The sequence below is a fragment of the Jatrophihabitans telluris genome (genome assembly GCF_023516435.1).
Taxonomy (GTDB): Bacteria; Actinomycetota; Actinomycetes; order Mycobacteriales; family Jatrophihabitantaceae; genus Jatrophihabitans_A; species Jatrophihabitans_A telluris.
This window is the reverse complement of the sequence record NZ_CP097332.1, coordinates 1,600,283-1,619,790: the sequence shown is the minus strand read 5'-3', so window position 1 is coordinate 1,619,790 and position 19,508 is coordinate 1,600,283. Positions and strand designations below refer to the sequence as shown.

Sequence of the window (19,508 nt, the reverse complement as noted above, 5' to 3'; positions counted from 1 at the left end):
CGGGCGTTGTCGTGTCGCCGTCAGTGCGACAGTGCGATCTTGGCCGCGGCCAGCCTGGAGGCGATGGTCCCGTCGATGACCTCGTCGCCCACACGCACGACCAGTCCCCCACGGATACCCGGGTCGATCGCGCTCCGCACGCTGATCGGGCGGCCGTAGAGCTCGCTGAGCACGGCGGTCAGCCGGCCCGTCTGAGCCTCGGTGAGTTCGGTCGCCGAGATGACCCGGGCGACCGAGCGCTGACGACGAGCCGCGCTGGCCTCGAGCAGATCATCGATGGCCAGCGCGATCGAACGCTTGCGCGCGCTGGTGACGGCGTGTTCGAGCAGTTCCAGCGTGATCGGCTGAACCTTGCTGCCGAGCACCGACCGAAGCAACTCGATCCGGCGCGCGGGTGGAGCGCCCTGCTCGTCCAGCGCCGCGGTGAGCTCGGGTGCACCGTCGAGGATGCGCTCGAAGCGGAAGAGTTCGTCCTCCACCGTGTCGAGCGTGCCCTGCTGCTCGGCCGAGGCCAGCAACGCTTCGTCGGCGAGGATCTCCAGGGCATCGGCTAGGTCCCAGGCCGAGGACCAGCGTTGTTCCACGACGGCCCCGGCAACCTCCAGAGTCGGCCCGCTCAGCCGTCCGGCCAACAGCGAACGCAACAGGTTGCCCCGGTTGGTCGCATCGGTGGACGGGTCGGCCAGAGTCCGGCGCAGGCGCGGCTGACCCACGAGCAGGTCAGCCGTGCCGTAGAGCTCCGAAGCCAGCGTGCTCGGCCCGGTGCCGTCCGTGCCAAGGCCGGACAGCACCCCGTTCAGCCGCTCGCGGGACTCCACGAGGGCCAGGCGGGACGCTGCGTGGATCATGCAGATCCCCCCGGGCTGGCGGCACCGTGACCGGCGGACTGCTGGGCCTCGATGTCGGCCAGGAAGGCGTCGACCGTGCTGCGCACCGTCGCGTCGTCACTCAGCTTCTGTCCGATGATCTTCTCCGACAATTCGACCGCCAGGGTGCCGATCTCACCGCGCAGTTCGCGGACCACCTGGCTGCGCTGGGCCGCCAGTTGTTCCTCGCCCCGGGCGACGATGCGCGCCGACTCCTCCTGCGCCTGCGTACGCAGATCCTCGACGATGCGCTGGGCCTCAGCCCGGGCACCCTCGCGGATCTGGGCCGCCTCCGAGCGCGCCTCGGCCAACTGGGCGTTGTACTGCTCCAGCAGGCGAGCCGCCTCGGCCTGGGCTTGTTCGGCCCGCTCGATGCCGCCCTCGATCGCGTCCCGCCGCTCGGCGAAGGACTTCTCGAAGGCGGGCACGACGAACTTGCGGACCAGCAGGTACAGCAGCACGAAGACGATGAGCACGAGCACGAACTCGGCCACGTTGAAGCCGAGCGGATTCGGCTCGGCGTCTGCGGCTAGAAAAATCGGTGTCATTGCAGAACCTCTAACGGTCGATGGACGTCAGGGCTGGATCAGCCGTTCTTGGCCTTGAGCACGAACGCGAGGGCGATACCGATGATGGCAAGGGCCTCGGTCAGGGCGAAGCCGAGGAACGCGATCGGCTGCAACCGGCTCTGCATCTCCGGCTGACGGGCCGTGCCGTTGATGTAAGCGGCGAACACCAGGCCGACACCGATACCGGGGCCGATCGCGGCGAGGCCGTAACCAACCATGTTGAGGGAGCCACCCATTGGGGTTTCCTTTCGTTGTCGGTCGTTGTGACCGTTCTCGTGGTGCGCGTGGTGCGCGTTGGGAAAGTCTTACTGCGGGACGGTCAGTGGTCTGCCGCCAGCGATCCACCGATGTAGGTCGCCGTCAGCAGGGTGAACACATAGGCCTGCAGCACCGCCACGATGACTTCGAGGAAGCCGATGGCGATACCGAGAAGGTAGGCGAGGATGCCCGCGGGTTTCAAAACGATCGAACCGGTCGCGTCGACGAGCAGCCACGCTCCGCCGGTCGAGAACAGCACGAGCAGCAGGTGCCCGGCGAACATGTTGGCGAACAGACGCAACGACAGGGTCATCGGGCGGACGAGAATGTTGGAGAAGAACTCCAGCGGAATGAGCAGGATCAGCATCACCTTCGGCACACCCGAGGGGACGGTCACGTGCTTGAGGTAGCCGAAGAAACCCTTGTCAGCCACACCGACGCCGTTGTAGATCACCCACACCAGCAGGGCCAGGCCGTAGGCGAAACTCGCCCGGGAGAAGGTGGAGAAAGTCAGGAACGGCACGATGCCGAACAGGTTGTTGAAGAGCACGAAGAAGAACAGCGAGACCAGGAGCGGGACGTACTTGCGGTACTGCTTGGCACCGATGATGTCCTGCGCGACGCCGTTGCGGATGAAGCTGTAGGCCAGCTCGCCCAGGTACTGACCCTTGGTGGGGACCAGGGCCTGGCGGCGGGAGGTCGCAGCGAGGAACCAGTAGGCCAGCACGGCGCCGAGCACGAGCAGCACGGAGGCTTTGGTCAGCAGGACGTTGTAGCCACCGTCGTTCCAGTGCTTGCCGGTGAAATCAGGCAGGAAGAACTCGAGCGGGCCCGGTGTGGTGTATGCCTTGCCTGCTAGGACCATGCCTGTGGCGCTCACGCAGTCTCTCCTCGGTCATCACTATCTGGCCGTACATCTGGGGCTGCATCGTCAGGGCGCGGCTCTGACGCGTCGGTGGTGCTGGTACCGCTTGGTGTGCTGTTGTGCGTGCTGGTCTTGCCGTTGTTGATGCGGTCGTGCGTGCTGCCGTGCGAACTGCCGGATGCTTCGGTTCCCCCGATGCGATAACGGGAAAAAACCAGATACATCCCGAGCCCCAAACCTGCCAGGATTCCGATGGGAATCCAGTAGTCGGCGTGGAGCCACACGCTGAGCCCCCACCCGATGACTCCGTAGAAGGCAACGCCGGCGACCATGTAGCCGAACGCCGCCCAGGGGTCACCACCCGGCGCGGAAGCATCGGGTTTGGATGGCTGGTTCATCTGCTCGAAATGCTAACAGGCTCTCAGGGACGCGCGGACCGCACCCTGGTACGGGCTACTTCCGTCCCGACCCACACGATGACCCCGGCGACCAGGCCGATGGCGATCGCCTGCGCGTCGACCACGCGAGGCGAGGAGACCAGCAGGATCACGGCCAACGCGATCGCGCTCATGACATAACTGAACATCGCCGCCACCATCGTCAGGTTGGGCAGATACCGCTCCGTGTAACGGATATTGAACCCGCTCACCTCGAAGAGCAAGACCGCGATGACTTCGCCGCCGAGAAAACTCAGCGCGGCGCGCGGACCGGCGGCGGCCAGGACGCCGAAGAGCAATCCTCCGACCGCCGCCGTCACCGCGAGCAACAGCCAGCGGGTTTTGACCGCACTCATCCTGATCCTTCCCGCGAGCCTGACACTGACCACACGCAGTCGCCGCCTGGTGTTCCCGCATCCTGCGCCAGGTTCACAGCCGGGCCGATCGAAGTCGTGGGATGGCGGTGACGAGCATGCCGGCCAGCAGCAGTAGGGCAACCACCGAGATCACCAGCCACGGCCCGTTGGTCAGTGCCATCGCCACCGCCCCGAAGGCCAGCACGGCCGACCAGAAGTACAGCAGCAGCACGGCGCGACGATGGCTGTGGCCGAGCTCCATCAGCCGATGGTGCAGGTGCTCCTTGTCGGGCGCGAACGGGGACTGCCCGCGCCTCAGGCGGCGCACCACCGCCAGCACCAGGTCGCCGAACGGCAACGCCAGCACCGCCAGCGGGAGCACCAGCGGCAGATACAACGGCAGCGCGCCGGCGCGACCCAGGGACTGGGGATCCACCTTCGTCACCGCCGTGGTGGCGGCGGCCGAGAGCATCAACCCGACGAGCATCGAGCCCGAATCGCCCATGAAGATCCGGGCGGGGGCGAAGTTGTGCAGCAGAAACCCCAGACACGCGCCGACCAATCCCGCGCTGATGAGGGTCGGTGCGGCCGCGATGTCGGTGTTGCCGGCCGCGGCCAGGTGATAGCTGTAGGCGAAGAAGGCCACGCCCTGAATGGCGGTGACGCCGGCGGCGAGTCCGTCCAGGCCGTCGATGAAGTTGATGGCGTTGATGGTCAGCACGGTCAGCAGGATGGTGAGCTCGACGCTGGCGTCGCGGTCGAGCACGATCCCGGTGTGGCCCCAGGGGACATAGACGGTCAGCAGCTGAATGCCACCGACGATCGACATCACCGCCGCGGCCAGGATCTGCCCGGCGAACTTCGTGAGGGAGTCCAGCTCGTAGCGGTCGTCCAGCACGCCGAGCAGGCAGACGATGAGCCCGCCCCACAGCACGCCGCTGATCTCCGTGCCGTTGGCGAAGGTGCCACGCAGGGTCGGCAGCGCATGAGCGATGACCATGGCGATCGCGAACCCGACCAGGATCGCGGTGCCTCCCAGGCGCGGAGTGTCACTGGCGTGCACGTCGCGATCGCGCGGCTTGGCCACCGCGCCCCAGCGGATCGCCAGTTGGCGGGCCAGCGGCGTGAACAAATACGCGCCGATCGCGGCCATGCAGCCCACCAGGGCGTATTCCAGTGACGGATGCACTGCGCCCTCGCTGCTCCTTCGTCCGGACGGTGAGGCCGCGCCCACATGGACGCCGGCCGGGATCGTCTGAGGTTAACCCTCGTGGCTGGGCCCGCGATGCAAGCCGGACTCAGCGGGTCTCGACGACGCCCACGACCTCGGTCAGCTGAGCCAGCGTCACGGCGCCCTCACGAACCAGGCGAGGCACGTCGCCCGTCAGATCGACGATCGTCGACGGCTTGCCGATCGGAACCGGCCCGCCGTCCAGGTAGACCGACACGGACTCGCCGAGCTGGTCGTAGGCCTGCTGGGCGGTGGTCGCGGGTGGCATCGACGTTCGGTTCGCACTGGACACGGCCATCGGCCCGGTGCGCTCCAGCAACTCCAGCGCCACCGGGTGCAGCGGCATCCGGATCCCGACGGTCCCCCGGGCGTCGCCGAGATCCCAGGCCAACGACGGCGCATGTTCGACGATCAGCGTCAGGCCGCCGGGCCAGAAGGCCTCGATCAGCGCGCGGGTCGGCGGCGTGACGTAGCTGACCAGGCCCTCGATGGTCTGCCAGGACCCGACCAGCACCGGGACCGGCATGTCCCGGCCGCGGCCCTTGGCGGCGAGCACCCCGGTGACCGCGGACGGGCTGAACGCATCGGCGCCGACGCCGTAGAGGGTGTCGGTCGGCAGGACGATGACCGAGCCCCCTTCGACGGCGCGGACGGCCGCCGCAATCGCATTGGACCGGTCAGTGGGATCGGTGCAGTCCAACATGTCGCTCAACGTCTGAACTCCCGGCTCGTCGCGCGAGTCGGCTGCCGGCTCGCTCGGGCGGACCCTGTCGTGCGTGGTCCCGTCCCGCCATCTTGCCCGGCCGCCGGGTCAGCCCGCGCGGCGGGCCGAGGTGAAACGGCCCCGACCGGCCAGATCCCGGTGGCCGGTCACGTCGTCCCAGGCACCCGCGCCGGTCAGCAGGTCGGCGACCGCGCTCGGATGGGACTCGTCGTGTTCGAAGGCGAACAACCCCCTCGGACGAAGCAACCGGGCCGCGGTCGCGAACAGCGCCGGCATCAGTGCGAGTCCATCAGGCCCGGCGAAGACGGCTTCGGGCGGGTCGAAGGCGATCTCGCGCCCGAGCTGGGAGGAGATTGTCCTGGGTACGTAGGGCGGATTGCTCACGACCACGTCCACCGCGCCGGTCAGCTCGGCCAGCAGCTCCGGCTCGTCGACGTCGGCCTCGATGATCTGGATGGGCCGATCGCCGGCCTCGGCACGGTCGGCAGCATTGCTTCGCAACCACCGCAGAGCTGCCGCGGACCGCTCGACGGCGATGACCCGCGGCGGGTTGAGCTCCTGTGCGATCGACAGCGCGAGCGCGCCGGAACCGGAGCACAGGTCGAGCACGATGTTCGCCTCGGCGAGCGCGTCCGCGGCGATCTCCACCAGCAGTTCGGTCTCCGGACGTGGGATGAACACGCCGGCCCCCACCCGCAACTGCAGGTGCCGGAACGGCGCGGTGCCGGTCAGGTGCTGTACCGGCACCCCACTGGCGCGTTCGGCGATGAGTTCCTGGAAGCGAACCCGGACCTCCTCCGTCACGGCCGAGGCACTGATCAGGCCGGTTCGGCCGAGACCGAGCAGATGGGCCAGCAGCAGTTCGGCATCGACCCGGGGCGAGGCGACCCGGGCCGCGCCCAGCGTTGCGGCACCGGTTCGGACCAACACGCTGGGTAGGCGGTCTCGTGCGTCAGCATCTGTCATTGCTCAGTCGGAGCCGGGCGAACCGGACCCGGCCAGCGCCGCATCCGTGTCGGCCTGGGTGAGCGCGTCGATGACGTCGTCCAGAGCGCCGTCGAGCACCTGGTCGAGGTTGTAGGCCTTGAAGTTGACCCGGTGGTCGGCGATTCGGTTCTCGGCGAAGTTGTAGGTACGAACGCGCTCGGAGCGGTCGACGGTGCGCACTTGGGACCGTCGGGCGTCGGATGCCGCCTGGGCAGCCTGCTCCTGGGCGTGGGCCAACAGCCTGGCCCGCAGTACCCGCAGCGCGGCTTCCCGATTCTGCAGTTGGCTTTTCTCGTTCTGCATGGCCACGACCGTCCCGGTGGGGATGTGGGTGATGCGCACGGCGGAGTCGGTGGTGTTCACGCTCTGCCCGCCCGGTCCCGATGAGCGGTAGACGTCGATGCGCAGGTCGCCGGGGTCGATCTCGATGTCGACGTCCTCGGCTTCGGGTAGCACGAGAACACCCGCGGCGGAGGTGTGGATTCGACCCTGCGATTCGGTGACCGGTACCCGCTGGACTCGGTGCACGCCACCCTCGTACTTGAGCCGCTGCCAGACTGCCTGTTCCGGCGTGCGACCGCGCACCGCGACCGTCACCGACTTGTGCCCGCCCAGGTCCGTCGCTTCGTCGTCGAGGACCTCGGTCGTCCACCCCTGGCGCTCGGCGTAACGCAGGTACATGCGCAGCAGATCGCCCGCGAACAACGCAGATTCATCGCCGCCCTCGCCGGCCTTGATCTCGAGGATCACGTCCTTGGGGTCGTTGGGATCCTTGGGGACGAGTAGCTCCCGCAGCTTGGATTCCAGCTCGGGGATTCGTTCGGCCAGCTCCTCGGCCTCGGCGGCGAACGCGGCGTCCTCGGAGGCCAACTCGCGAGCCGCCGCCTGGTCCGAGCGCACGGCTTCCAGTTCGCGGGCGGTCGCGACGATCGGCGCTAGCTGCGCGTAACGGCGTCCCAGCCGCCTGGCCGCGGCCTGGTCAGCGTGCACGGCTGGGTCGGCCAGCGCCTTCTCGGTCTCGGCGTATTCGTCGAGCAATTGCGTCAGGTTGGAGGAACCTTCGGCCATCTCGGTGCTCCGTTCGTCTTTCCGGCGGTATGGCTGGTGTTGGCGGCGGTCGCCTGCCGGAGGCGGCACCAACACCGGGCGAACAGACAACGGCGCCCGCCGGCGCCGCCCTCAGTGGGGCGGCAGCCGACGGGCGCCGTCGATGGAGCTAAGCGTTGGTGCGGGTGCGCTTGCCGTAGCGCTTCTCGAACTTGTCCACGCGACCGCCGACGTCCATGATCTTCTGCTTGCCGGTGTAGAACGGGTGGCAGGCGGAGCAGACCTCGGCGTGCATCTGGCCGGATTTGGCCGTGCTGCGGGTGGTGAACGAGTTCCCACACGAACAGGTCACTTCAGTGACCACGTATTCGGGGTGAATGGTGTCCTTCACGGTGGTTCCCTTCGGTGGCATCTCTCGATGCCGGTAAGTGGCCGCCGGGTCGTCCCCCACCCACCACGGATCGGTGGGACCGGAGTTCATGACGTGAACCGGAGCCGGGTTCGTCAACCAGACAGTGTGCCAGCTAACGGCACATCTGACCAAACGCCGGCCCAACGCCATCCATTCCCGCGGGTACCCCTGACGCGGGTGGTGGCCGGCAACGCGAAGCGGGGCCCGGCGCGCAAGCGCGGGACCCCGCTCGGAGGACGCAATGATCAGCCCTTGACCGACCCGGCGAGCAGACCGCGAACGAAGTAACGCTGCAAGCTCATGAACACGATCAACGGGATGATGATCGACAGGAACCCCGCTGCGGGTACTCGCTCCCCGCCGGCACCGGAGGTCGCTCCGATGAGGTTGCTGATCTTCACGGTGATCGGGCTGATGTTCGGGTTGCCACCACTCATGACCGAACCGACGAACAGGTCGTTCCAGACCCACAGGAACTGGAAGATCCCGAAGGCGGCCAGCACGGGCTTGAGCAACGGGAGCATGACCTGCCGGAAGATCTGGCCGTGGTTCGCGCCGTCGATCCTGGCCGCCTCCAGCAGGTCCTTGGGCACCTCGGACATGAAGTTGTGCATGAGGAACACGGCCAGCGGCAGCGCGAAGCAGGCGTGGGCGAGCCAGATCGCGCCCACCGTTCCGGACAGGCCCATCGACGGGATGATGGTCGTGCTTCCCAAGTGCCAGCCGCTCACGACGAACCGCAGCACCGGGACCGCAGCCACCTGCAACGGCACAACCTGCAGAGCGAAGATCCCGACGAAGATCCAGTCCCGACCAGGGAAATCGATCCACACCAACGCGTAGGCGGCCATCGCCGCGACTGCCATCGGGATGATGGCGGCCGGGATGACGATGGCCAGCGAGTTCGCCATGTAGGGCAACAAGGAACCAGTGCTGTCACCGTGCAGCCCGACCGTCAGCTGCCGGTAGAAGTCCAGCGTGAAATTGCCGGGGTGGGCGAACGCCGTCCACCACCCGCTGGTGTCCTGTGCGGTCTTCGGACGGAAGGACTGCACGAGCAGCCCGGCCGTCGGGATCGTCCACAGCAGGCCGATGACCAGGGCTACGAGCGAGGCCACGGGGTGGGTCAAACCCTTACGGACCCGACCCACCGCCGTGCTCGAACGCTCGGGGATCTCCGTCGCCGGCGCCCCTCCCTGCGGGTTGATGACCAGCTCGGTGTTCTTGATCTCGCTCATCGTCCCGCCCTCGCTCGAACCATCTGACGGACCTGGAAGGCCACGAACGGGATGACCAGCAGGAAGATGATCATCGCGATGGTGGACGAACGGTGGTCGCCGACGGTACCGCCTGCACCGATGGAGATCCCACCCTGCTTCCAGATAGTGAACATGCGGTTTGCCAGGGTGTCGCCGCCGTGCTGGTTGGCACCGAAAGCCTGCACCAGGTCGAAGATTTTCAGCGTCGCTACCGAGATGGTCACGAACACCACGATGATCGTGGGACGGATAGAGGGAACGACGACCTTGCGGAACGTTTGCCACGGAGATGCGCCGTCGATCTTGGACGCCTCGATGAGTTCCTGTGGAACACCCTTGATCGCGGCCGAGAGCAGCACGGTGCCGAACCCGGCCTGGATCCAGATCATGATCACGATCAGGAAGTACGTTGTGTGATTATTTTGCAGGAAGCCTAATGGGCCGAGGTTGAACCAGCCGAGCACCTTGTTGACCAGACCCTCGGCCCCGAGACCGGAGGGCTGGGCGTACATCAGGCCCCAGATGACCGCCGCGCCGACGAAGGAGATGGCGTTGGGCAGGAACACCAGCGCCTTGGCCAGTGACTCACCACGGATGCCGTCGATGACGACCGCGTAGGCGAGTCCGATGATCGTCGCCGCCGCGGGGGCGATGAGCACCCACTTGAGCGTGTTCCACAGTGCCTGCTGCGTCTGCTGATCGCTGAAGGCCCACTTGTAGTTGTCGAAACCGATCCACGACCCACCCTTGTCGAGCAGACAGCTGTGGCCGGGTCGAGGGAAACAGTTGGGACGTTTGCGTTCACCGCTGGTGAAGGACTGAACCGCGGTGGTGATGATGGGGCCCAGCAGACCGATGATGATCAGGACCGCGGCCGGGAGCAGGAAGATGAAGGCCTGGATCTTCTCCTGGCCCTTCTTGGGCGCCCGGTCGACGAGTAGAAGCAGAAGGCCGATGACGGCCAGGAACGCCGCAGCGACCACCAAGGCGAAGGCGATCTTGCCGGCCGCACTGGACGAATGCGCCCAGTCGTTCAACCAACCCAATGGAATCACGCCCTTTCAAGGACGATGTGGCCCCGATCACACCAGACCGATCGGGGGTGCCGCAAGGGGGTCATACGAAAAGCCACGGCGATCGGACGAACTGAGCTCAGCTCGTCCGACCGCCGCGGCTGGATGTAGCTAGATCAGGAGGCGGGCCAGGACTTCTCGATGTTGTCGAGAGTTGCCTTGTCGCTCTGACCCTGGATCCACTTCGTCATTTCCGACCAGAAGCTACCGGCGCCGACAGCGCTCGGCATGGCGTCGGATCCGTCGAAACGGAAGGTCGCCTTCGGGTCGGTGAGGATCCCAACCGAGAGCGCGTCCACCGGGTCGGTGAAGACGGTCTTGTCGACCTTCTGGTTGGCCGAAATCCATCCTGGGTGGATCTTGGCGCGCGAGGTTGCCCACTCGCCACTGGCGAGATAGAGCTGGACGGCCTCGACCTGGGCGGTGTCGGTGAAGGCACCGACGAACTCGCCACCGCCCTCGATCGGGTTACCGAAGTTGGTGTTCATCGGCGGCTCGTAGAAGGCGTAGATGTCGTCAGTGGACTTCGGGCCGATGGTGTAGCCCTTGTCCCAGTTGGCGCCGTAGAAGTTCGCCTGCTGGTGCAGCCAGCACTTCTGCTTCTCGATCGGCAGACCAGCCTTCGCGAACGCGGTGGTGGCGATGGACTGCACGTCACCGATACCGGCGTTGACGTACTTCGGGTTCTTCCAGATCTTGCCGACCGCGGCCAGGACGTCCTGAACCTTCTGGTCGTTGAACGGGATCTTGTGCTGAACCCACTGGTCGTAGACGTCGGGGCCATACATGCGCAGCATGACCTCTTCCATCCAGTCGGTGGCGGTCCACCCGGTAGCGGTACCCGATTCGATGCCCGCGCACCACGGCTTCTGACCGGTGGCGGCGATCTTGTCGGAGAGAGCGACCATCTCGTCCCACGTCTTCGGGATGGAGTACCCCGCCTTGGCGAACATCTTCGGCGAGTACCAGACGAGCGACTTCAGGTTCGCGCCCATCGGGGCACCGAAGAAGACGCCGTCGAACGAACCGTAGGAGATCCAGTCCTTGACCCAGTTGGCCTTGGCCTCGTCGGTCACCGCCTGGCTGGCGGGCTTCAGCTTGCCCGCGCTCGCGAAGGTCTGCAGCAGACCCGGCTGCGGGATGATCGCGATGTCCGGAGCGTTACCACCCTCGACCTTGGTCTTGATCGCAGTCTCGAACTCCTTGTCACCGGTGTACTGAATCGTGATACCGGTGCAGGTCTCGAACTGCTTCCACGATTGCTGGAGGTAACCACCCTCGGGGTCGGTGATCGAGGCGTACATCGTGACGGTTGCGCCGCTGTACTTTCCGTACTTTCCGTACGCCGCACAGTCACCGGTCATCGTCACGGGCTTGATCTTCGACGCCGGCTGCGCGCCCGAGTTGTCCGTCGAGCTGGACGATCCGCCCGTGCTCGGCGTGTTGTTCTTGCTCGAGCTACACCCAGCCGCCAGCAGCGTCACCGCCGTGGCCAGCGTGACGAGCGCGCTCGCCTTCTTGAACCGCATATGTATTGCTCCCTCCGATTGGTGGCGGTACGGCTGATACCGCTTACACCGCTAGGTACCTTCGCACGTCCCGGAGGAAATAGTGACTTGTCTCTCTGTTGAGATGCAGAACCGTTACACACTCATTACCGAACTTTGGCTGTCCCGTATCCCGGCACTGAGATCGCTCTCACGAGAGACGCGAAAAGCCGCCCGACATTGAGTCGGGCGGCCTCGCGTCGCCTTCGGCGAAATGCGCCGGAAACGTAACGTAGAACTCACAACATTTCAAGCGTTAAAGAATAGGACAGCCCGCTCGTCAGCTGGTCGTGCCGCGCTCCCCGCTCAGCGGTCGTCGCCGCCCGGAGCCGTCTTGGCGATCTGCATCAGGAACTCGATGTTCGTACGGCTCTTCTTCAGCCGGTCGAGCAGCAGGTCGATCCCCTGCTGAGGGTCGAGTGCGTGCAGGACGCGCCGGAGCTTGAGGACGACGTTGAGCTCGTCCGGCGCCATGAGGATCTCTTCCTTACGGGTACCCGAGGTGTCGACGTTGACGGCCGGGAACACTCGCTTGTCGGCGATCTTGCGATCCAGGATGAGTTCGGCGTTGCCCGTGCCCTTGAACTCCTCGAAGATGACCGTGTCCATCGTGGAGCCGGTCTCGACCAGCGCGGTGGCGATGATCGTCAGCGAGCCGCCGTTCTCGATGTTGCGGGCCGCGCCGAGGAACCGCTTGGGCGGGTACAGCGCGGTGGAGTCCACACCACCGGACAGGATGCGGCCGGAGGCCGGCGCCGCCAGGTTGTAGGCACGACCCAGGCGGGTGATCGAGTCGAGCAGCACGACGACGTCGTGGCCCATCTCGACCAGACGCTTGGCCCGCTCGATGGACAACTCCGCGATCATGGTGTGGTCCTGCGGGCGACGGTCGAAGGTGGAGGCGATGACCTCACCCTTCACCGAGCGCTGCATGTCGGTGACCTCTTCGGGACGCTCGTCCACCAGCACCACCATCAGGTGGCATTCCGGGTTGTTGACGGCGATCGCGTTGGCAATGGCCTGCAGCACCGAGGTCTTACCGGCCTTGGGTGGCGAGACGACCAGCGCGCGCTGGCCCTTGCCGATCGGCATGACCAGGTCGATGACCCGGGTGGTGAGGATGTTCGGCTCGGTCTCCAGCCGCAGACGGTCCTGCGGGTAGAGCGGCGTGAGCTTGGTGAACTCGACCCGGTTACGCGCCTTCTCCGGCTCGACACCGTTGACGGTATCCAGTCGGACGAGCGGGTTGAACTTCTCCTTGCGCTCACCCTCACGCGGTTGCTTGACGGCACCGGTGACGGCGTCACCGCGGCGCAGCTCGAAGCGGCGGATGTGGGAGTTCGCGACATAGACGTCGTCGGTGGAGGCGAAGTAACCGTTGGTGCGGATGAACCAGGTGTTCTTGTCCGAGACCTCGTCCAGGATGCCGGCGACCGGAATCAGGATGTCGTCATCGCTGACCGTCGGCTCGACTTCCTGGCGATTGCCACCAGCGGGGCCGCCGTCGAAGCGCTCGCGATTGCGGCCGCGCCGATCGCGGTAACGCCGACCACGCCGGCTGCCGCCGAACTCGTCGTCCTCGTCATCGCGACTGTCGTTGCGAACGTCGTTGCGGTCGTTGCGAACGTCGTTGCGATCGTTGCGGGCGTTGCCCTGGGACCGGTTGCGATCGTTCTGCTGACCACCCTGATTGCCAGAGTTGTTGCCGCTGTTCTGTCCGCGGTTTCGCTCGTTGCGCGACTGACCGTCGCGAGCTTCGCGGGGCTGGTTGTCCCGACCTTCACGGGCCTGGTTGTCCCGGCCCTCACGGGCCTGGTTGTCCCGGCCCTCACGGGCCTGACCGTCTCGGCCTTCGCGGGCCTGACCGTCACGGCCTTCGCGGGACTGGTTGTCGCGGGACTGACCTTCGCGGGACTGACCTTCGCGGGACTGGTTGTCGCGGGACTGGTTGTCGCGGCTTTCGCGGCCCTGAGCGTCGCGGCCGTCACGAGACTGGTTGTCGCGCGAGTCCCGCCGCGACGAGGACTCGGTGCCTGCCGAGGCGTTGCTCGCGCTCTCGCCGTTCGTCCGGTTCTGGCCGCTCTCTGCGCCGCCCTCTGCGCGCGCCGAGTCGGCCTGGGCCGAACGCGACCGGCGCGGTGCGTTACCGGCGTTACCGGCGTCGCCCGACGCGCTGGTGACCTCGCCGGCCTCACCGTCGAGGGTCGGCTGAGCCGGTCCGGCGGCCCGGGTTGCCGCGCGGCGGGTTCGGGTCTTGGGAGCCGAGGAGGACGTATCGCCGCCGTCGGTGTCGGCGTTCGTTTCGCGCTCCGGAGCCCGGCCGCTGGCGCGCTCAGGGGAACGGTCGGCGGTGTTCGCCGGTGCGCGGTCGGTTTTGCCCTTGGGGTGGCTGGCGCTTTCGATAGCAACGATCAGGTCACTCTTGCGCATCTTGCCGGTGGACAGGCCCATCGACGACGCGAGGGCCTGCAGCTCGGGAAGCAGCATGGTGGACAGCGAGCCGGAGCGGCGCTTGGCGCGAGCGGCCGAACTGTCATTGACGCCGGAATCGGCGCTGGACAGGACGTCGAGCTGGTCCTGGGTGTCTGTCACTGTGGTGTCGGATCCTTCCGAGGTGGTCGTGCGCCGGCACAGGCCAGGTGCACGCCGATGGAAATTCGGCGGGTATTCGCCGGGAGTGATCGGCAGGCCGATCAATCAGGTTTGCAGCCGGATGCGCCCGCGGCAGATGCGTTCCGTGAGGATGGAGTCGTCGAATCCGGCGAGTTCTTCGTCTCAGGGATCGAATCAGCAGGCTCATCGAGCTGCGTTCGTCGCGTGTACCCACCTACCGTGGTTCCGCGAGAATGGGCTAAGCGTAGACGCTTTGGCTTCACTCGCACAACATGGGTGGGGCGTGTCGTATTCCGCGTCTCCGGTTCGACGCCTCGACCGTGACCCACGGCCATCCGGCGCGACCGCCCTGACCGCGTCGACCGCGTCGTCGCGCCGTGGTCAGGACGCCGTGAGAGCAGCGCCTTCGCCGATGGCCAACGCCAAGGAGCGCCAGCCCTGCGGCGTGTACGCGCGCGCGGGCGTGACCTGATCCTGGTCACCTACGAGAGCCAGGACGGACGAGCCGGCGCCGGAGATGACGGCCGGGATACCGGCCCTCCGCAGCTCGGCCACCAAGGCCGAGCTCGCCGGCATGGCCGCCGCGCGGTAGGGCTGATGCAAACGGTCCTCGGTAGCGCTCATCAACAGCTCCGTCCGGCCTTGGGTCAGGGCCAGCGCCAGCAGCGCCGAGCGAGCGGCGTTGAACGCCGCGTCGGGGTGCGGAACCGACGGCGGCAGGGCGGCTCGGGCGGTGTGCGTGGACGAGCTCTCGGTTGCGATGAACAACACCGGGTGAACGCCCTTGGGCTCGGACCGGACCGCACGGCCCCGTCCGTCCGTCGTCCAGGCGATCGTGAATCCGCCGAGCAGGCACGCGGCGACGTTGTCCGGGTGACCCTCGAGCTCACTGGCCAGGGCCAGCACCTCGGCGTCGTCGAATTGCTCAGCGCCACCGCGCACCAGCGCCCGTGCCAACAACACCCCGGCGACGATCGCGGCGGCCGAGGAGCCCAGTCCGCGGCCGTGCGGGATCCGATTCTCGCTGGTCAGGCGCAGACCCGCGGGCTGTCCGCCGAGCCGGTCGAACGTCGAGCGCATCGACCGGATGATCAGGTGGCTTTCGTCCACCGGCACCGCATCGGCGCCCTCGCCCGCAGCCTCGATCTCCAGACCCCCGGGCACGAGTTCGGCGGTGACGGTATCGGTGAGATCCAGAGCCAGCCCGAAGGCATCGAAGCCCGGGCCCAGATTGGCGCTGGTGGCCGGTACCTCGACGGTGACCGGCCCGGTTCGAAACACCGGCGCCACGTCAGGCGAGCCCGAGCCGCGCTGCCGCTGCGCCGGCGTCGACCGGGACGGTCACCGGCGCCGGAGCGCCCGCGATCGCCCACTCGGGGTCCTTGAGGCCGTTACCGGTCACGGTGCAGACCACTCGTGAGCCGCTGGGCACCAGGCCGCCGGCCGCGGCCTTGAGCAGCCCCGCGACGCTGGCCGCCGACGCGGGCTCGACGAACACGGCCTCCTCCCGGGCCAGTAACCGGTAGGCCTCCAGGATCTGCTTGTCGGTGACCGAGTCGATGAGTCCGTGGGACTCGTCTCGCGCCTGCTCGGCCTGGGTCCAGGAGGCTGGATTTCCGATCCTGATCGCGGTCGCGATGGTCATGGGCTTGAGCACGGGCGCCCCGAGCACGATCGGTGCGGCACCGGCGGCCTGAAAGCCATACATAGCCGGGGTTTTCTCGACGACGCCATCGCGGGCGTACTCGGTGTAGCCCTTCCAATAGGCCGTGATGTTCCCGGCATTGCCGACCGGAATGCAGTGGATGTCCGGCGCCGCACCGAGAACGTCACAGATCTCGAAGGCGGCCGTCTTCTGACCCTCGATCCGGTCCGGGTTCACCGAGTTCACCAGAGCAACGGGATAGTCGACCGCGAGCTTGCGCGCCAATTCCAGGCAATCGTCGAAGTTTCCGTCCACCTGGAGCAGTTTCGCCCCGTGCACCAAGGCTTGCGCCATCTTTCCCAGCGCGATCTTGCCCTGCGGAACCAGCACCGCGCAGACCATGCCGGCGCGCACGGCATACGCGGCCGCCGAAGCCGAAGTGTTGCCCGTCGAGGCGCAGATGACTGCCTTGGCTCCGGATTCGGCCGCCTTCGAGATGGCCATCGTCATGCCGCGGTCCTTGAACGAACCGGTCGGATTGGCACCCTCGACCTTCAGATAGACCTCGGCGTCGAGTCGTTCGGACAGTCGGTTCGCCGGCACCAGCGGCGTACCACCCTCGTACAGAGTGATGACCGGGGTCGCCGCGGTCACCGGAAGCCGGTCGCGGTAGGCCTCGATCAGGCCCGGCCAGCCACTGCCCTGATATTGCCGTCCACTCATCGTCGTCCCGATTCCTGTGTGCGATTGGCCCGTCATTCGCTGGGCATTCCCTCGACGCGCATGACGCTGCCGGCCCGCCGGATGAACTCGTACTCCGACAACCGTTGCACGGTGCTGGCCAGCGCGGCATCGGGTGCGACGTGGGTGACGAGCACCAGCGTGGCCGCATCACCGCGACCCTCCTGACGAACGGTCTGAATGCTGACTCCGTTGTCGGCGAACGCACTCGCGACCGAGGCCAGTACGCCAGGGCGGTCGGCCACATCGAGGGAAACGTGGTAGCGAGTGGTGACCTCGCCCATCGGCTGGATCACCAGATCGGCGTAGGCACTCTCCCCCGCTCCCCGTGATCCGCTCACCCGATTCCGGGCGACGGCCACGAGATCGCCGAGCACCGCGCTGGCCGTCGGCTCGCCGCCGGCGCCGCGACCGTAGAACATCAGCGATCCGGCCGCCTCCGCCTCGACGAAGACCGCGTTGAAGGCATCGCCGACACCGGCCAGCGGATGGGAGGTCGGGATCATCGCCGGGTGCACGCGGACCGCCACGGCCGCCTCCCCGTCGGAAGACGTGCGTTCACAGATCGCGAGCAGCTTGACCGTGCATCCCATCGCGCTGGCGCTCGCCACGTCGGCTGCCGTGACCGCGCTGATTCCCTCGCGGTAGACGTCGGCGGCGGTCACCCGCGTGTGAAAGGCCAAACCGGCCAGGATCGCTGCCTTGGCGGCGGCATCGAAACCGTCGATGTCCGCGGTCGGGTCGGCCTCGGCGTAGCCCAAGGCAGTCGCTTCGGCCAGTGCCTCGGCGAAACCGGCGCCGGTGGAGGTCATCCGAGACAGGATGAAGTTCGTGGTCCCGTTGACAATGCCCATCACCCGGGTGATCCGGTCGCCGGCCAGGGATTCGCGCAGCGGTCGAAGCAGCGGTATCGCCCCGGCGACAGCGGCCTCGTAATACAGGTCGACCCCGTTGGCCGCCGCCGCCGCGTGCAGGGTGGCGCCGTCCTCGGCCAGCAGAGCCTTGTTCGCGCTCACCACGCTCTTGCCCGACTTCAGCGCAGCGAGCAGCAGGCTGCGGACCGGCTCGATCCCGCCGATGACCTCGACCACGAGATCGATGTCCTCGCGCGTCACGAGCGCTTCGGCATCGGTGGTCAGCAACTCCGCCGGCACGTCGGTATGCCGGTTGGGGCGGCGCACCGCGATACCGGCCAGCTCCAGCGGAACCCCGACCCGCGCCGCAAGTTCACCGGCCTGCTCGGTCATCAGCCGCGCCACCGCACTGCCGACCACTCCACAGCCCAGCAAGGCCACCTTCAGCGGCTTTCGCTTGTCCCCGGCATCGCCAACGCTGGCACTCATCGTGGGTCTCCTGCTCCGTTGTCGGCTTCGTTGTCGGGCGTACCGGCTTCGCTCCCGGCTGCAGTCGACGCCGGGGCAGACGAACCGGCCGAGCTCGGCTCGATCCAGCCGAGGTCGGTGGCGAGCACGTCGTCCAACGTCTCGCGCCGGACGATGAGCTGGGCCGCACCGTGGGCGACCGCCACGACCGGCGGACGCGGGACGCGGTTGTAGTTGCTGGCCATGGAGTGGCAGTACGCGCCGGTCGCCGCAACGGCCAACAGGTCGCCGGGTACCAGATCGCCCGGCAGCCAGCAGTCGCGCACGACGATATCGCCGCTCTCGCAGTGCTTGCCGACCACCCGGGACAGCACCGCATCAGCGGACGATCCACGGTTGGCCAGGGCCACGGTGTACTCGGCGTCGTAGAGCGCGGTACGGATGTTGTCACTCATACCGCCGTCGACCGAGACGTAGTGCCGGACCACGCCACCGTCCAGGGCAACCGGCTTCACGGTGCCGACCTCGTAGATCGTCAGCATCGCCGGGCCGATGATGGCGCGCCCCGGTTCGACCGACAAGCGCGGAGCGCTCAGCTCGGCCCGGCTACTTTCGGTTCCGATGATCTCCAGCAGGCGACGGGCGATGTCGGCCGGCTGTTGGGGCGAATCGGCGTCGGTGTAGGCGATCCCGAGCCCGCCGCCGAGGTCGATCTCGGGAAGCTCGATGCCGAACTTATCCCGAATCGTGGCCAGCAAGCCGAGCACCCGATGCGCCGCGACCTCGAAGCCTGCGGTGTCGAAGATCTGCGAACCGATGTGTGAGTGCAGTCCCATCAGTTCCAGGCTCGGTCGGTCGAGCACAGCGGACACCGCCGTCAGGGCGTCCCCGCTGGACAGCGAGAAGCCGAACTTCTGATCTTCGTGCGCGGTGGCGATGAACTCGTGCGTGTGCGCCTCGACGCCGACGGTGACCCTGATCATGACGCGCTGGCGTACACCGGCGCGCTCGGCGAGTTCGGCCAGCCGCTCGATCTCGACCAGGCTGTCGACCACCACCCGGCCTACGCCCGCCGTAACCGCGGCCTCCAGCTCGGCGACGGACTTGTTGTTGCCGTGCAGCGCGATCCGGTCGGGATGGACCCCGGCACGAAGCGCGATCGCGAGCTCCCCGCCGGTGCACACGTCGATGGCCAAGCCCTGCTCGGCGATGATCTTGGCGACCGCGGTGCACAGGAACGCCTTGCCGGCGTAGTAGACGTCGGCGTCGGCGAAGGCAGCGGCATACCCACGAGCACGCGCCCTCAGATCATCGGTGTCCAGCACGAAGGCCGGGGTGCCGAACCGTTCGGCCAGCTCGCTCGCGGTGATTCCGCCGACCACGAGCTGACCGTCCTCGTCACGGCCTGCCGTCCGCGGCCAGACCGCGGCGGACAGCTCGCCGGAGTAACCGGGGTTCGGTGCGTGCGGTACCGGCAACACGTCGGCATGCCGCGGTCCCGCCGGATGCGCGGAACGGCTCATTGACAGAGTCCTTGTCTGCTCGGCTGCGCCAGT

Annotated in this window: 19 protein-coding genes; all 19 read right to left on the bottom strand. The window is 67.2% G+C overall.

The window, feature by feature from the left end:
- Nucleotides 1-20: 20 nt before the first annotated feature.
- Nucleotides 21-848 (bottom strand): F0F1 ATP synthase subunit delta, encoded by an 828-nt coding sequence (locus M6D93_RS07640; protein ID WP_249773761.1) that lies wholly within the window; start codon nt 846-848, stop codon nt 21-23.
- Complete coding sequence (locus tag M6D93_RS07635; protein WP_249773760.1) at nt 845-1,414, bottom strand: F0F1 ATP synthase subunit B; 570 nt, start codon at nt 1,412-1,414, stop codon at nt 845-847. Before M6D93_RS07635 ends, M6D93_RS07640 begins: the two co-directional genes overlap by 4 nt.
- Nucleotides 1,415-1,452: 38 nt before the next feature.
- On the bottom strand, nt 1,453-1,671 hold the full coding sequence (atpE, locus tag M6D93_RS07630) for an ATP synthase F0 subunit C (RefSeq protein ID WP_249773759.1): 219 nt from the start codon (nt 1,669-1,671) through the stop codon (nt 1,453-1,455).
- Nucleotides 1,672-1,754: 83 nt separating this feature from the next.
- Complete coding sequence (atpB, locus tag M6D93_RS07625) at nt 1,755-2,573, bottom strand: F0F1 ATP synthase subunit A (protein WP_249773758.1); 819 nt, start codon at nt 2,571-2,573, stop codon at nt 1,755-1,757.
- Nucleotides 2,570-2,956, bottom strand: a complete 387-nt coding sequence (locus M6D93_RS07620; RefSeq protein WP_249773757.1) for an AtpZ/AtpI family protein — start codon at nt 2,954-2,956, stop codon at nt 2,570-2,572. The genes atpB and M6D93_RS07620 overlap by 4 nt, the downstream gene beginning before the upstream one ends.
- A gap of 23 nt (nt 2,957-2,979) precedes the next feature.
- Entirely contained in the window at nt 2,980-3,351 is a 372-nt protein-coding gene (locus M6D93_RS07615) for a hypothetical protein (protein ID WP_249773756.1), read from the bottom strand.
- A 73-nt stretch (nt 3,352-3,424) separates the two neighbouring features.
- Entirely contained in the window at nt 3,425-4,540 is a 1,116-nt protein-coding gene (locus M6D93_RS07610) for a glycosyltransferase family 4 protein (RefSeq protein ID WP_249773755.1), read from the bottom strand.
- A 109-nt stretch (nt 4,541-4,649) separates the two neighbouring features.
- Nucleotides 4,650-5,294, bottom strand: a complete 645-nt coding sequence (locus M6D93_RS07605) for an L-threonylcarbamoyladenylate synthase (RefSeq protein ID WP_430667210.1) — start codon at nt 5,292-5,294, stop codon at nt 4,650-4,652.
- Between the two features lie 99 nt (nt 5,295-5,393).
- Nucleotides 5,394-6,236, bottom strand: a complete 843-nt coding sequence (gene prmC / locus M6D93_RS07600; protein ID WP_249773754.1) for a peptide chain release factor N(5)-glutamine methyltransferase — start codon at nt 6,234-6,236, stop codon at nt 5,394-5,396.
- A gap of 39 nt (nt 6,237-6,275) precedes the next feature.
- Complete coding sequence (gene prfA, locus M6D93_RS07595) at nt 6,276-7,361, bottom strand: peptide chain release factor 1 (protein ID WP_249773753.1); 1,086 nt, start codon at nt 7,359-7,361, stop codon at nt 6,276-6,278.
- 148 nt (nt 7,362-7,509) lie between these two features.
- Complete coding sequence (gene rpmE, locus M6D93_RS07590) at nt 7,510-7,731, bottom strand: 50S ribosomal protein L31 (protein WP_249774185.1); 222 nt, start codon at nt 7,729-7,731, stop codon at nt 7,510-7,512.
- Nucleotides 7,732-7,997: 266 nt separating this feature from the next.
- Nucleotides 7,998-8,990 (bottom strand): carbohydrate ABC transporter permease, encoded by a 993-nt coding sequence (locus M6D93_RS07585; RefSeq protein ID WP_249773752.1) that lies wholly within the window; start codon nt 8,988-8,990, stop codon nt 7,998-8,000.
- Nucleotides 8,987-10,048, bottom strand: coding sequence for a carbohydrate ABC transporter permease (locus M6D93_RS07580; RefSeq protein WP_249773751.1), 1,062 nt, complete (start codon nt 10,046-10,048; stop codon nt 8,987-8,989). The genes M6D93_RS07585 and M6D93_RS07580 overlap by 4 nt, the downstream gene beginning before the upstream one ends.
- A 152-nt stretch (nt 10,049-10,200) precedes the next feature.
- Complete coding sequence (locus M6D93_RS07575; RefSeq protein WP_249773750.1) at nt 10,201-11,613, bottom strand: ABC transporter substrate-binding protein; 1,413 nt, start codon at nt 11,611-11,613, stop codon at nt 10,201-10,203.
- A gap of 324 nt (nt 11,614-11,937) precedes the next feature.
- Nucleotides 11,938-14,223 carry a transcription termination factor Rho gene (gene rho, locus M6D93_RS07570; protein ID WP_249773749.1) on the bottom strand — a complete coding sequence of 762 codons (2,286 nt, stop codon included), beginning with the start codon at nt 14,221-14,223 and terminating at the stop codon, nt 11,938-11,940.
- A 402-nt stretch (nt 14,224-14,625) separates the two neighbouring features.
- A complete protein-coding gene (gene thrB / locus M6D93_RS07565) occupies nt 14,626-15,525 on the bottom strand; it encodes a homoserine kinase (RefSeq protein ID WP_249773748.1) in 900 nt (299 codons plus the stop codon).
- Nucleotides 15,526-15,535: 10 nt separating this feature from the next.
- Nucleotides 15,536-16,612 carry a threonine synthase gene (gene thrC, locus M6D93_RS07560; RefSeq protein ID WP_249773747.1) on the bottom strand — a complete coding sequence of 359 codons (1,077 nt, stop codon included), beginning with the start codon at nt 16,610-16,612 and terminating at the stop codon, nt 15,536-15,538.
- A 32-nt stretch (nt 16,613-16,644) separates the two neighbouring features.
- Nucleotides 16,645-17,973 carry a homoserine dehydrogenase gene (locus tag M6D93_RS07555; protein ID WP_249773746.1) on the bottom strand — a complete coding sequence of 443 codons (1,329 nt, stop codon included), beginning with the start codon at nt 17,971-17,973 and terminating at the stop codon, nt 16,645-16,647.
- The gene (lysA, locus tag M6D93_RS07550; protein WP_249773745.1) at nt 17,970-19,475 is read right to left on the bottom strand and encodes a diaminopimelate decarboxylase; all 1,506 of its coding nucleotides are present in this window, start codon (nt 19,473-19,475) and stop codon (nt 17,970-17,972) included. The genes M6D93_RS07555 and lysA overlap by 4 nt, the downstream gene beginning before the upstream one ends.
- Between the last annotated feature and the right edge of the window lie 33 nt (nt 19,476-19,508).

Bases quoted from the DNA above. Each gene is read 5' to 3' on its own strand.
- atpE (WP_249773759.1), bottom strand. From the start codon at position 1,671: ATGGGTGGCTCCCTCAACATGGTTGGTTACGGCCTCGCCGCGATCGGC.
- M6D93_RS07555 (WP_249773746.1), bottom strand. From the start codon at position 17,973: ATGAGTGCCAGCGTTGGCGATGCCGGGGACAAGCGAAAGCCGCTGAAG.
- M6D93_RS07620 (WP_249773757.1), bottom strand. From the start codon at position 2,956: ATGAACCAGCCATCCAAACCCGATGCTTCCGCGCCGGGTGGTGACCCC.
- M6D93_RS07575 (WP_249773750.1), bottom strand. From the start codon at position 11,613: ATGCGGTTCAAGAAGGCGAGCGCGCTCGTCACGCTGGCCACGGCGGTG.
- thrC (WP_249773747.1), bottom strand. From the start codon at position 16,612: ATGAGTGGACGGCAATATCAGGGCAGTGGCTGGCCGGGCCTGATCGAG.
- M6D93_RS07640 (WP_249773761.1), bottom strand. From the start codon at position 848: ATGATCCACGCAGCGTCCCGCCTGGCCCTCGTGGAGTCCCGCGAGCGG.
- lysA (WP_249773745.1), bottom strand. From the start codon at position 19,475: ATGAGCCGTTCCGCGCATCCGGCGGGACCGCGGCATGCCGACGTGTTG.
- M6D93_RS07635 (WP_249773760.1), bottom strand. From the start codon at position 1,414: ATGACACCGATTTTTCTAGCCGCAGACGCCGAGCCGAATCCGCTCGGC.
- prfA (WP_249773753.1), bottom strand. From the start codon at position 7,361: ATGGCCGAAGGTTCCTCCAACCTGACGCAATTGCTCGACGAATACGCC.
- M6D93_RS07585 (WP_249773752.1), bottom strand. From the start codon at position 8,990: ATGAGCGAGATCAAGAACACCGAGCTGGTCATCAACCCGCAGGGAGGG.
- M6D93_RS07615 (WP_249773756.1), bottom strand. From the start codon at position 3,351: ATGAGTGCGGTCAAAACCCGCTGGCTGTTGCTCGCGGTGACGGCGGCG.